This is a genomic window from Pseudomonas sp. MWU13-2105 (assembly GCF_023242315.1).
Taxonomy (GTDB): Bacteria; Pseudomonadota; Gammaproteobacteria; order Pseudomonadales; family Pseudomonadaceae; genus Aquipseudomonas.
Genome location: NZ_JALLIY010000001.1, coordinates 213,047 through 225,095 on the forward strand (window position 1 = coordinate 213,047; position 12,049 = coordinate 225,095).

Consider the following 12,049-nt stretch of genomic DNA (forward strand, 5'->3'; position numbering starts at 1 on the left):
AAACAACAACAGCCCGCAAGCGGGCTGTTGAAGAGGCAACGACTACAGCGATCAGCTAAGGGCTTCAAGCACCTTGCCGGTGATCGACTCCACCGAGCCGACACCGGCGATATGGCTGTACTTCGGCTTGCCCTGGGCGGCCGAGAGCTTCTGGTAGAAATCCACCAGCGGCTTGGTCTGGGAATGGTAGACCGACAGGCGATGACGCACGGTTTCTTCGGTGTCGTCCTTGCGCTGGACCAGGTCTTCACCGGTCAGGTCGTCCTTGCCTTCGACTTTCGGCGGGTTGTAGACGGTGTGGTAGACGCGCCCGGAAGCCTCGTGCACACGACGGCCGGCAATGCGCTGGACGATCTCTTCGTCATCGACGGCGATCTCGACCACGTAGTCCAGCTCGACGCCGGCTTCCACCAGGGCTTCGGCCTGGGGAATGGTGCGCGGGAAGCCGTCGAAGAGGAAACCCTTGGCGCAGTCGGCCTGGGCGATACGGTCCTTGACCAGCGCGATGATCAGGTCATCGGAGACCAGGCCGCCGGCGTCCATGATGCCCTTGGCCTTGAGGCCCAGCTCAGTGCCGGCCTTGACCGCGGCGCGCAGCATGTCGCCAGTGGAAATTTGCGGGATACCGAATTTTTCGGTGATGAACTTAGCCTGAGTACCTTTACCGGCCCCGGGAGCTCCCAGCAGAATGACGCGCATCGATGTGCTCCTCAATTTTTTATTTAGAAACGCTCGGATTCGCCTCGTGGGGCCAATCTCAAAAATAGGATCATGGCCGCAAAACGGCCAAAGGCTGATCAAGATACACAGCCGACCGTACCCACACAAGCCGCCGAAAGTAGCAGCAACCCATGCCTGCACAAGCGGTGAAACCTGCTACGCCAGGTCGCCCCCCGACAATAAAGTGTCGCCAGACAAAAACGACCGCCCCTGACTGGGCGGTCGCTTTTGTCCTGTCGCACACAGAGAACCTTCCTGCATACCTTAGCCAGTATTGCGCAGCCCGGCGGCAATCCCCGCCACAGACACCAGCAAAGCCTGTTCCAGAGGGCTGTCCTGGGCTGTTTCCTGGCGCCGCGAACGGGCCAGCAACTCGGCCTGCAAGCGATGCAACGGATCCAGGTAGGTGTTGCGCAGGCGAATGAATTCCAGGGTCTCGGGACTGTGGGCGAGCAGTTGTGACTGCCCGGTCAAACCCAGTACTACCGCGCAGGCCTGCGACAATAGGTCGCGTAAGTGCACACCCAACGGCAGCAATTCGGCATCCACCAGGCGTTCGTCATAGGAACGGGCGATATCGCCGTCGGCCTTGGCCAGGACCATTTCCAGCATGTCGATACGGGTACGGAAGAACGGCCATTGCTCGCGCATCTGCGCCAACAGCGCGCCCTCGCCCCGTGCCAGGGCCTTGCTCAACGCGGCTTCCCAGCCGAGCCAGGCCGGCAGCATCAGGCGCGTCTGGGTCCAGCCGAAAATCCACGGGATCGCCCGCAGGCTTTCGATACCGCCGGCCCGGCGCTTGGCCGGACGACTGCCCAGCGGCAGGCGCCCGAGTTCCTGTTCCGGGGTGGACTGCCGGAAGTACTCGACGAACTGCGGATTATCCCGCACCTCGGCGCGGTAGGCGCTGACGCCGTCCGCGGCCAATTCGTCCATCAGCGTGCGCCAGGCCGGCTGTGGTGGCGGTGGCGGCAGCAAGGTGGCTTCGAGCACGGCGGCCAGGTAGAGGTTGAGGTTTTGCTCGGCGATGTCTGGCAGGCCGAACTTGAAGCGAATCATTTCACCCTGCTCGGTAGTGCGGAAACGTCCCGCCACCGAGCCCGGCGGTTGCGACAGAATGGCTGCGTGGGCCGGACCGCCACCGCGACCAACGGTGCCGCCGCGACCATGGAACAGCAACAGTTCGACCTGCTGCTCACGGCAGATCTCCACCAGCCGCTCCTGGGCCCGATACTGCGCCCAGGCTGCCGCCGTGGTACCGGCGTCCTTGGCCGAATCGGAGTAACCGATCATCACTTCCTGGGGGCCTTGCAGGCGTGCGCGATAACCGGGCAGCAGCAACAGCCGCTGCATCACCGGCCCGGCGTTATCCAGGTCGGCCAGGGTTTCGAACAACGGCACCACGCGCATCGGCCGCAGCACGCCGGACTCCTTGAGGAGCAACTGCACCGCCAGCACATCGGAGGCGGCACCAGCCATGGAGATCACATAGGAGCCCAGGGACGCCGCCGGCGCTGCGGCGATTTCGCGGCAGGTCGCCAGCACTTCGGCGGTGTCCGCGGAAGGCTTGAACCAGGCTGGCAGCAGCGGGCGACGATTGGCCAGCTCGCGCATCAGGAAGGTCAGGCGGTCTTCCTCCTTCCAGTCTTCGTAACGTCCCAGCCCCAGGTAGTCGGTGATCTCGGTCATGGCGGCGGCGTGGCGGGAGGAGTCCTGGCGCACATCCAGGCGCACCAGGAACAGGCCGAAGGTCACCGCCCGGCGCAGGCAATCGAGCAACGGGCCATCGGCAATCACCCCCATGCCGCACTCGTGCAGGGACTGGTAGCACAGTTGCAGCGGCTCGAGCAGTTCGCGGTTGTTCTGCAGCACCTCGTCCGACGCCGCTTGCGTCGTGGCGAGGGAGGCCTGGGCCCAGTTGCGGGTGGCCCGCAGCCGCTCACGCAATTGCTTGAGCACGGCACGGTAAGGTTCGGCGCTCTCGCCGGCACGGGCGCGCAGGGCCCCGCTGGCCTGCTGCATCGACAACTCGGCGGCCAGGTAATCGACATCACGCAGATAGAGGTCCGCCGCCATCCAACGGGCCAGCAACAGGACTTCACGGGTGACCGTGGCCGTGACATTCGGGTTGCCATCGCGGTCGCCGCCCATCCAGGACGCGAAACGGATCGGCGCGGCCTCCAGGGGCAGGTGCAGGCCAGTGGCGGCGAACAGCGCCTGGTCGGCGCGGCGCAGGTAATTGGGAATGGCCTGCCAGAGGGAATGTTCGATCACCGCGAAGCCCCACTTCGCCTCGTCCACCGGGGTCGGCCGGGTGCGGCGGATTTCCTCGGTGTGCCAGGCTTCGGCGATCAGGCGCTGCAAGCGCTGGCGGATCTGCTCACGCTCGGCGCCAGTGAGGTCCCGATGGTCCTGCTGGGCCAATTGCGCGGCAATGGCATCGTATTTCTGGATCAGCGTACGCCGCGTCACTTCAGTGGGGTGCGCGGTAAGTACCAGTTCGATCTCCAGGCGGCCCAATTGCCGCGCCAGGGATTCGGCGCCGTGGCCTTCGGCGAGCAGCCGGGCCAGCAACTCCGGCAGCACCCGCGCCTCGAAGGGTGCCGGCTGCGACGCATCGCGACGGTGAATCAACTGATACTGCTCGGCGATGTTGGCCAGGTTGAGGAACTGGTTGAAGGCCCGGGCCACCGGCAGCAGCTCGTCGTCGCCCAGGCTGTCCAGGCTGGCACTGAGCTCGGCATTCGCCGAACCGCTGCGGTCGGCCTTGGCGCCCTTGCGGATACGCTCGATCTTGTCGAGGAACTCGTCACCGTGCTGGTCACGGATGGTATTGCCCAGCAGTTCACCCAGCAGGTGGACGTCTTCACGCAAACGCACATCAATATCGGACATCGACAGACTCTCCAGGGGACGCTGAGATGGCTCACAGGCCCAAGAGTGCACCACGGCGACGAATGCTTACAAGTCGAGCGAATAATTGCTGCCCGGCAAAAATCCGCGCTGAACCTCGTGACCAGGAGCTAGTCTGATAGATAGGTCCCACGAGGGCCTTATCGCCGGTGCAGACCGGTCACTCATCAATGCCCGCCATCAACGGGTGCGAATTGAGGTCGATATGAAAATCCGCGAGCTTGCCCAGCACTGGGAAGAAAACGCCAAGGGTCGGTTGACCGACACCGGCTATGCCATTCATCTGGATGTGGAAGCTGCGGCGCGACTGGCGGCGGTGATCGACATGTACCCCAAACGCTCCCCGGAAGAGCTGCTCGGCGAGCTGATCGGCGCGGCGCTGGAGGAACTGGAAGCCAGTTTCCCCTACGTCCGGGGCTCACAGGTAGTGGCCACCGACGAGGAAGGTGATCCGCTTTATGAGGATGTCGGGCCGACGCCGCGCTTCCTCTCGCTGTCGCGACGACATCTGCATGACCTGGCATCCCAGGACAAACCGAAACACTAGATCCTGACACGACGCCCTGCCGACACTGCCCCTACGACGTCAGTCGGCGCGGTCAATGTAGGAGCCGGCAAGCCGGCTCCCACAGGTTTCGTTGCGTGTCCAAAAGACCGTTCGCCCGCCACTACCACCGCCCTCCGATACCCCTGCACACCGTGAAAGTTCAGACTTTTTGCACTGACCGCTCGGTCAGTATTTTTTCCGGCGAAGGGCCATCTTTTCCTGAACTATTCAAAAAAGCCGCGAGTCACAGCCAGTAGCCATCACCGGAGCAGATGCAGTGAACATGCACCGGCCCACCCGCTGGACACGGCGCCACCATCTCCCGGAACCGTGATGGACGATGTCGTTATTCAGGAGCTATCCAATGGAGTTGAAGATCATGAAGACCCACACTGTCCAATCCTCGTTTACCGCCCTGCACGGGTTGAAACTGGCCGCGCTGGTGTTCGGCGGCAGCCTGCTCCTGGCCGGTTGCGCCGGTAACCCGCCGAGTGAGCAGTACGCCGTCACCCAATCGGCGGTCAACAGCGCCGTCAGTGCCGGCGGTACCGAATACGCCGCCGTGGAAATGAAGTCGGCCCAGGACAAGCTCAAACAAGCCGAGCTGGCCATGCACGACAAGAAGTATGACGAAGCCCGCCGCCTGGCCGAGCAGGCCGAATGGGATGCCCGCGTCGCCGAACGCAAGGCCCAGGCGACCAAGGCCGAGCTGGCCGTGAAGGACTCACAGAAAGGTGTTCAGGAATTGCGCCAGGAGAGCCAACGCTCCGCGCAACCGGTGCAGTAAGCACCGGCAGGCTCAGCCCCTGCACTCCCTGAAGCTTGAACCTCATAAAGGATGACAACCATGATACGCAAACAAGTGATGATCCCAGCCCTCCTGGCCCTCGGCGTCGGCCTGGCCGCCTGCTCGTCGCAGCCCAACAGCAATCTGGAGCAGGCCCGGACCAACTTCTCCGGGCTGCAAGCCAACCCGCAGGCGAGCAAGGTCGCGGCCCTGGAAACCAAGGATGCCAGCGACTACCTGGACAAGGCCGACAAGGCCTACCAGAACCGTGAAAAGGTCGAGACCGTCGACCAGCTGGCTTACTTGACCAACCAGCGGGTTGAAGTGGCGAAGCAGACCATCGCCCTGCGCACCGCCGAAGCCAACCTGAAAAATGCTGCCGCCCAGCGCGCCCAGGCGCGCCTGGATGCCCGCGACCAGCAGATCAAGCAGTTGCAGGAAAGCCTGAACGCCAAGCAGACCGAGCGCGGTACCCTGGTGACCTTCGGTGACGTGCTGTTCGCCACCAACAAGGCCGAGCTGAAATCCTCCGGCCTGCTCAACATCAACAAACTGGCGCAGTTCCTCCAGGAAAACCCCGATCGCAAGGTGATCATCGAGGGTTACACCGACAGCACCGGCGCCTCGGGTTACAACCAGAGCCTGTCCGAACGCCGCGCCACCTCGGTGCAGGTGGCACTGATCAAGATGGGCGTGGACCCGTCGCGTATCGTGACCCAGGGCTATGGCCAGGAGTACCCGGTGGCGGATAACGGCAGCGTTTCCGGCCGCGCCATGAACCGTCGCGTGGAAGTAACCATTTCCAACGACAACCAGCCCGTGGCACCGCGCTCGTCCATCAGCCGCAATAACTGATCGGCGAAAAAAAACCGCCTGATTGGATCAGGCGGTTTTTTCACGTGCGGCCACCGGAAAAAGGTTACTGCACAAGCGTCGGCGTCTCCTGTCCCATGCAGCGCACTGCCTGCCTCTTGCTGTTCACCAGCACACCGGTCAGGCCCTTCTGCTCGGTGTCGAACAGCACGAGCACACCATCGACGCACTGCGCGGTTTGCGCCGCCGGCTCCAGCGAGACTTTGTAGTCTTCCCCGGGCACGGTCTTGAGCATGGTGAATTCGCTCAGCAGCAGCGCATCCTCCGGCTTGGCGAAATGCAGGTAGCCGTAGTACCAGAGGCAGGCCACCGTACCGATGATGCTGGCGATACCGGTGATGATCAGGGGAATGGCATTACGTTCTTCAGTCATTGCGGGCTCTCTGGTTCAACATTCGAATTCGGGACAGACGGGTAATTCGGGATCTCGCCCAGGCGGCGCAGGCCGTTGAAGTGCTGCGGGTCGTCGAGATAACGCAGCATTACCCGGCGCCAGGTCGGATCGCCGAAGGTCTGCACATGACCGCCGCGGGTCAGTTGCAACACCCGCGGCGGCGGTGCCGCCTGATACAGCAGGATGCCATTGGCCAGTGGCACGATTGGGTCGTCGAGGCTGTGGAAAATCAGTTTCGGCACACCGTTCAGGCGCGGCATGGCCTTGATCGCGCTGTCGCCGTCCGGGAGCAGCCAGGACAGCGGGATTTGCAGGGGCCAGGTCAGCCAGGACGACGCCAGGGCATCACGCCCCACCAAACGGTAGCTGGCCGGCACGCCATCGAGCACCAGGGCCTTGAGCCGTGACTGGTACTCGGGATGGCGTTCCACCAGGTAATGCACCACCAGCGCCCCGCCCAGGCTCTGCCCCAGGACCACCAGGGGTTTGCCCTGGACTTCCGGGGCCTTTTGCAGCCAGTCGAACGCCGCATCGATATCCTGGTAAACCGCCGGCAGGCTCGGCTCGCCTTCGGATACGCCGTAACCGCGATAGTCGAGCATCAGCACCTGGTAACCCTGCTCCGGCAACCACCAGCTACCGCCCAGATGCCCGGACAGGTTGCCGCCGTTGCCATGCAGGTGCAGCACCGTGCCCTTGACCGCCACGCCGGCCTTGACCGGCAGCCACCAGGCACGCAAGCGCAAGCCATCGGCGCTGGTCAGGGTGACATCGCGGTATTCGAGGTGCGCCTTGTCCGGGGTGAACGGCAGGCCGGGATCGGGATAGAACAGCAGGGAACTGCAACCGCCCAGGGTCAGCAGCAGGCACAGCATGCCGAGGATTCTCATCCGTTCGAAGCCTCGCTAGATAAGTGCGCAGCCCCCCCTTGCAGGAGCGAGCAAGCTTGCTCCTGCAAGGTCCGGGCAGTGGTCAGAGGATATTAGAGTAATCCGCTTCGATCCGATCCAGGCTCAAATGGTTCAGGAAGTTGCTGAAACACATCCAGGCCGACAGCGCATTCATGTCGCGGAACTGCTCCGGCAGGTACTTGGGCGGCACCACCAGGCCCTCATCCACCAACTGGCGCAACGTACGCATATCCTCCAGCGTGGTCTTGCCGCAAAACAGCAACGGCACCTGTTCGAGCTTGCCCTTGCGCACGGCCAACTGAATATAGTTGTAAACCATGATAAAGCCTTTGAGGTAGGACAAGTCTTTGGTAAATGGCAGCCCCGTGGGGGTCGAGCCCCGGAAGATCCGACTGGCATTGCCGTAGCTTTCCGCCATCTCGAACCCCTGCTCGCGGAAGAACTCGAACACCTGGAGGAAATCCGCGCCCTGCTCCACCATGTCGATGGCGCGGGTCCGGTTGGTCAGCTTGCGCAAGCGAGTCGGGTAGGAGGCGAAGGCAATCACTTCCATCAGGATCGCCAGGCCTTCCTGGGTCACGGTGGACGAGGGCGGCCCCTTGGACAGGAAGGTGCAGATCGGCTGGTTCAAGCCGTTGAGGGTGGTGCCGACATGCACCAGGCCTTCGTGCACCTCCAGCGCCCGCACATCCCGCGAGTTGAACATCGCATCGGCGCGGATCTTGATGTAGTCGGCGCCGGCCGCCGCGTCGGCAACGATACCATCGGACTCGAACACCCGGATGGTCCCCTCGGCCTCGCCGAACACCTTGTTCAAGCGGCTTTGCAACAGGTCGACCGCGTCCTTGGCGGTGAGGGTCTTGGGTTCGTCCTTGAGGTCGCCACGCACGTCGATATTGTTCAGGTAATCCGACAGCATCAAGCCCAGGTCGGCCAGGGTCGGATCACCGGCGTGGAAAGCGTCCGACGCGGCACCGTACAACTCCTGGGAAATCAGCCCGAAATCCGCGGTGCCGCGGGCTTCGAGCATCCGCACCACCTGCCGGTACTCGCGGCACATACGGCGCATGATCTGCCCGACCGGGTTGAACTGACCGAGCCGCCGGGTGATATCGCGCTCGATATTCTGGAACTCCAGCTTCACCGCACTGGAATCGAACGACAGCGGCCGCGCGGTGTAATAGTCGCGATCCACCGCCGGCATTTCCTTGCCCTTGGCCTTGAGAAAACCCTTGCGGATGTTCTCGTCCCACTTCACCGCGTCGAGCACGCGAATCGGTGTCTGCGCCAGCACAATGCGATCGGAAAGGCTGCGTATCGTCTGCTGGTAATCGTCCAAGGGTGACTCCTGAAAGTGAGGCCGGTGAATAGCCATGCACAGAGCCTAGACCGAGGCCAGCACCAGGTGCATGTAACGCGAGAGGATCCCCAGCATGTCCTGTTCGGACTGGACCTCGGCGTCGTTGAGCAGGCCCTGATATTCCATCCGTCCGATAATCGCCGTCAACACTTTGGCATCCTGCTGTGGCTGTTTGGTTCCCAGTACCTGGACAAACTGGTAGGCACCCTGCAGGAGAATCTGCTGGTGCGAGCGCACCAATACCGCCAGGCGAGGATTGAGCAGCGCTTCCTGACGAAACGCCTGCTCAGCCATCAGGTACTCGCGACGGTTGAGCAGTTGCCGCTGGATGTAGTCGACAATCATGTGGGCGATATCGTCGGCCACTTGCGCCCGTGAGGCTGCACTGCCGTCACCGTAGGCGACCATTTCCCGCAATATGCCCTCGGTGTTTCCCCAGAGCTTGGCCATGAAGGCCGCGCTGCGCTCGACATACTGGGCAAAGGTATCGGTGAGCAGGTCATCGATATCCTTGAAGTAATAGGTGGTGGCCGACAACGGCACATCAGCCTCCGCGGCCACCGCGCGGTGCCGCACCCCGCGCACGCCGTCGCGCACGACAATGCGCATGGCGGCGTCAAGAATCGCCTGTCGGCGCTGCTCGCTTCCCTGTCGACTGGCCTTGCGCCCTTGATACTGAACGCTTTCAGCCACCGCCGTAGCGACGCCAGCTGCTCCCTTTTGCGCCATTGCACGCTCCACTACTGGTCTTCCTCTCTTGTAATAATTTGAAACATCAGTACCAACAGACAATAAAAAAGCCGCCTTGCAAGGGCGGCTTTTTCAACAACGGGTTTACGCTTGCGGCCGCATGTGCGGGAACAGGATCACATCGCGAATCGACGGTGCGTTGGTGAGCAACATCACCAGGCGGTCGATACCGATACCTTCGCCTGCCGTTGGCGGCATGCCGTACTCCAGGGCGCGGACGAAGTCGGCATCGTAGTGCATGGCCTCGTCGTCACCGGCGTCCTTCTCGGCCACCTGGGCCTGGAAGCGCTCGGCCTGGTCTTCCGCGTCGTTCAACTCGGAATAGGCGTTGGCGATTTCACGGCCGCCGATAAACAGCTCGAAACGGTCGGTGACGTTCGGGTTCTCGTCATTGCGGCGGGCCAACGGCGAGACTTCGAACGGGTACTCGGTAATGAAGTGCGGCTGTTCCAGCTTGTGCTCGACCAACTCTTCGAAAATCATCACCTGCAGCTTGCCCAGACCTTCGAAGCCGAGCACCTTGGCGCCGGCCTTCTTGGCGATGGCGCGGGCCTTGTCGACATCCTGCAGGTCGGCGGCGGTCAGCTCCGGGTTGTACTTGAGGATCGAGTCGAACACCGACAGGCGCACGAACGGCTCGCCGAAGTGGAAGACCTTGTCGCCGTAAGGTACGTCGGTGCTGCCGAGCACGGCCTGGGCCAGCTCACGGAACAGCTCTTCGGTCAGGTCCATGTTGTCTTCGTAGTCGGCGTACGCCTGGTAGAACTCCAACATGGTGAACTCGGGGTTGTGCCGGGTCGACACGCCTTCGTTACGGAAGTTGCGGTTGATCTCGAATACCCGCTCGAAGCCACCGACCACCAGGCGTTTGAGGTACAGCTCCGGCGCGATGCGCAGGTACATGCCCATGTCCAGCGCGTTGTGGTGGGTTTCGAACGGCTTGGCCGCGGCGCCACCGGGGATGGTCTGCAGCATCGGCGTTTCCACTTCCATGAAATCGCGCTGCATCATGAAGTTGCGGATATGCGCGATGACCTGCGAACGCACGCGGAAGGTCTGGCGCACTTCTTCGTTGACGATCAGGTCGACGTAGCGCTGGCGATAGCGGGTTTCGGTGTCGGTCAGGCCGTGGTGCTTGTCCGGCAGCGGGCGCAGCGACTTGGTCAGCAGGCGCACCTGGGTCATCTCGACGTACAGGTCGCCCTTGCCGGAACGGGCCAGGGTGCCTTCGGCGGCGATGATGTCACCGAGGTCCCAGGTTTTCACCGCGGCCAGGGTCTCTTCCGAGAGGGTCTTGCGGTTGACGTAGACCTGGATACGCCCGGACATGTCCTGGATCACCATGAACGAGCCACGGTTGAGCATGATGCGACCGGCAACCTTGACCGGGATCGCTGCCTCAGCCAGCTCTTCCTTGGTCTTGTCCGCGTACTGTTTCTGCAAGTCTTCGCAGTAGGCGTCGCGACGGAAGTCGTTGGGGAAGGCCTGCCCCTTGGCGCGCTCGGCAGCCAGCTTTTCCTTGCGCAGGGCGATCAGGGTGTTTTCTTCCTGTTGCAGGGCTTGCGGGTCGAGTTGTTGGTCGCTCATGTCTTTAGATTTTCCATCACAGGTTCGTTGCCCCCGGCCTTCGGCCGGGGATCGCCAGCAAGCCGGCTCCCAGAGTAGTGTCTTACAGCCCTTGCTTGAGGCTGGCTTCCAGGTATTCGTCGATATCGCCGTCCAGCACCTTGTCGCAGTCGCTGCGTTCGATGTTGGTGCGCAGATCCTTGATCCGCGAGGCGTCGAGTACGTAGGAGCGGATCTGGTGACCCCAGCCGATATCCGACTTGGTGTCTTCCAGGGCCTGGGAAGCGGCGTTGCGCTTCTGCACTTCCTGTTCGTACAAGCGCGCCCGCAACATTTTCATCGCGGTGTCTTTGTTCGCGTGCTGGGAGCGTTCGTTCTGGCAGCTGACCACGGTGTTGGTCGGTACGTGGGTGATCCGTACCGCCGAGTCGGTGGTGTTGACGTGCTGACCACCGGCACCGGAGGAACGATAGGTGTCGATCCGCAGGTCTGCCGGGTTGATTTCGATCTCGATGTTGTCGTCGATTTCCGGCGAGACGAATACCGCCGAGAACGAGGTGTGCCGACGGTTGCCCGAGTCGAACGGGCTCTTGCGCACCAGGCGGTGCACGCCGATCTCGGTGCGCAGCCAGCCGAAGGCGTACTCGCCCTTGATATGCACGGTGGCGCCCTTGATCCCGGCGACTTCGCCGGCCGACAGTTCCATGATGGTGGCGTCGAAACCGCGCTTGTCGGCCCAGCGCAGGTACATGCGCAGCAGGATGTTGGCCCAGTCCTGGGCTTCGGTGCCGCCGGAACCGGCCTGGATATCCAGGTAGGCGTTGTTCGCGTCCATCTCGCCGCTGAACATCCGCCGGAATTCGAGTTTTTCCAGGGCGGCGCGCAGGCGTTCGACTTCAGCGGCGACGTCGTCGACGGCACCCTGGTCTTCTTCGGCGGCGGCCATTTCCAGCAGGTCGCGGGCATCGCTCAGGCCGCTGGACATGTCGTCCAGGGTCTCGACGATCAGCGCCAGCGCCGAGCGCTCGCGGCCGAGGTTCTGCGCGTATTCGGGGTTGTTCCAGACAGCCGGATCTTCAAGCTCGCGATTGACTTCGGTCAGGCGCTCATGCTTTTGATCGTAGTCAAAGATACCCCCGAATGGTTTCGGAGCGCTCGGACAAGTCCTTGATACTGTTAAGGATCGGGTTGATTTCCATGGCGGGCAGCACTCGTCGGTGAACTTTTG

11 protein-coding genes are annotated in these 12,049 nt (G+C 62.6%); 3 read left to right on the forward strand and 8 right to left on the reverse strand.

Annotated features, from left to right (window positions below):
• Nucleotides 1-51: 51 nt before the first annotated feature.
• Complete coding sequence (gene adk, locus M5B96_RS01040; RefSeq protein ID WP_248794660.1) at nt 52-699, reverse strand: adenylate kinase; 648 nt, start codon at nt 697-699, stop codon at nt 52-54.
• A gap of 285 nt (nt 700-984) precedes the next feature.
• Complete coding sequence (gene ppc / locus M5B96_RS01045; protein ID WP_248794661.1) at nt 985-3,615, reverse strand: phosphoenolpyruvate carboxylase; 2,631 nt, start codon at nt 3,613-3,615, stop codon at nt 985-987.
• A 223-nt stretch (nt 3,616-3,838) separates the two neighbouring features.
• Here ppc and M5B96_RS01050 point away from each other — a divergent pair, with 223 nt between their 5' ends.
• From M5B96_RS01050 to M5B96_RS01060, 3 genes are all read left to right on the forward strand, one after another.
• Nucleotides 3,839-4,180: a pilin assembly protein gene (locus M5B96_RS01050; protein ID WP_248794662.1), complete on the forward strand. Its 342-nt coding sequence runs from the start codon at nt 3,839-3,841 to the stop codon at nt 4,178-4,180.
• A 364-nt stretch (nt 4,181-4,544) separates the two neighbouring features.
• A complete protein-coding gene (locus M5B96_RS01055) occupies nt 4,545-4,967 on the forward strand; it encodes a DUF4398 domain-containing protein (RefSeq protein ID WP_248794663.1) in 423 nt (140 codons plus the stop codon).
• A 63-nt stretch (nt 4,968-5,030) separates the two neighbouring features.
• Nucleotides 5,031-5,822: an OmpA family protein gene (locus M5B96_RS01060; RefSeq protein ID WP_248794956.1), complete on the forward strand. Its 792-nt coding sequence runs from the start codon at nt 5,031-5,033 to the stop codon at nt 5,820-5,822.
• A 64-nt stretch (nt 5,823-5,886) separates the two neighbouring features.
• Here M5B96_RS01060 and M5B96_RS01065 read toward each other — a convergent pair whose 3' ends face one another.
• From M5B96_RS01065 to prfB, 6 genes are all read right to left on the reverse strand, one after another.
• The gene (locus M5B96_RS01065; RefSeq protein ID WP_248794664.1) at nt 5,887-6,213 is read right to left on the reverse strand and encodes a hypothetical protein; all 327 of its coding nucleotides are present in this window, start codon (nt 6,211-6,213) and stop codon (nt 5,887-5,889) included.
• Nucleotides 6,210-7,124: an alpha/beta hydrolase gene (locus M5B96_RS01070; RefSeq protein ID WP_248794665.1), complete on the reverse strand. Its 915-nt coding sequence runs from the start codon at nt 7,122-7,124 to the stop codon at nt 6,210-6,212. Before M5B96_RS01070 ends, M5B96_RS01065 begins: the two co-directional genes overlap by 4 nt.
• 82 nt (nt 7,125-7,206) lie before the next feature.
• Nucleotides 7,207-8,520 carry a flavohemoglobin expression-modulating QEGLA motif protein gene (locus tag M5B96_RS01075; protein WP_248794666.1) on the reverse strand — a complete coding sequence of 438 codons (1,314 nt, stop codon included), beginning with the start codon at nt 8,518-8,520 and terminating at the stop codon, nt 7,207-7,209.
• 9 nt (nt 8,521-8,529) lie between these two features.
• Entirely contained in the window at nt 8,530-9,234 is a 705-nt protein-coding gene (locus M5B96_RS01080) for a TetR/AcrR family transcriptional regulator (RefSeq protein ID WP_248794667.1), read from the reverse strand.
• Between the two features lie 105 nt (nt 9,235-9,339).
• The gene (gene lysS, locus M5B96_RS01085) at nt 9,340-10,842 is read right to left on the reverse strand and encodes a lysine--tRNA ligase (protein ID WP_248794668.1); all 1,503 of its coding nucleotides are present in this window, start codon (nt 10,840-10,842) and stop codon (nt 9,340-9,342) included.
• An 82-nt stretch (nt 10,843-10,924) separates the two neighbouring features.
• Nucleotides 10,925-12,020, reverse strand: a protein-coding gene (gene prfB, locus M5B96_RS01090) for a peptide chain release factor 2 (protein ID WP_248794669.1) whose coding sequence is annotated in 2 segments (ribosomal slippage) — nt 10,925-11,947 and nt 11,949-12,020 — 1,095 coding nt in all. Because the reading frame shifts where the segments join, the coding sequence is not laid out codon by codon here.
• Nucleotides 12,021-12,049: the final 29 nt, after the last annotated feature.

Coding starts and splice junctions, on each gene's coding strand:
- M5B96_RS01065 (WP_248794664.1), bottom strand. CDS start 6,213: ATGACTGAAGAACGTAATGCCATTCCCCTGATCATCACCGGTATCGCC.
- adk (WP_248794660.1), bottom strand. CDS start 699: ATGCGCGTCATTCTGCTGGGAGCTCCCGGGGCCGGTAAAGGTACTCAG.
- M5B96_RS01050 (WP_248794662.1), top strand. CDS start 3,839: ATGAAAATCCGCGAGCTTGCCCAGCACTGGGAAGAAAACGCCAAGGGT.
- M5B96_RS01055 (WP_248794663.1), top strand. CDS start 4,545: ATGGAGTTGAAGATCATGAAGACCCACACTGTCCAATCCTCGTTTACC.
- M5B96_RS01075 (WP_248794666.1), bottom strand. CDS start 8,520: ATGGCTATTCACCGGCCTCACTTTCAGGAGTCACCCTTGGACGATTAC.
- lysS (WP_248794668.1), bottom strand. CDS start 10,842: ATGAGCGACCAACAACTCGACCCGCAAGCCCTGCAACAGGAAGAAAAC.
- M5B96_RS01080 (WP_248794667.1), bottom strand. CDS start 9,234: ATGGCGCAAAAGGGAGCAGCTGGCGTCGCTACGGCGGTGGCTGAAAGC.
- ppc (WP_248794661.1), bottom strand. CDS start 3,615: ATGTCCGATATTGATGTGCGTTTGCGTGAAGACGTCCACCTGCTGGGT.
- M5B96_RS01070 (WP_248794665.1), bottom strand. CDS start 7,124: ATGAGAATCCTCGGCATGCTGTGCCTGCTGCTGACCCTGGGCGGTTGC.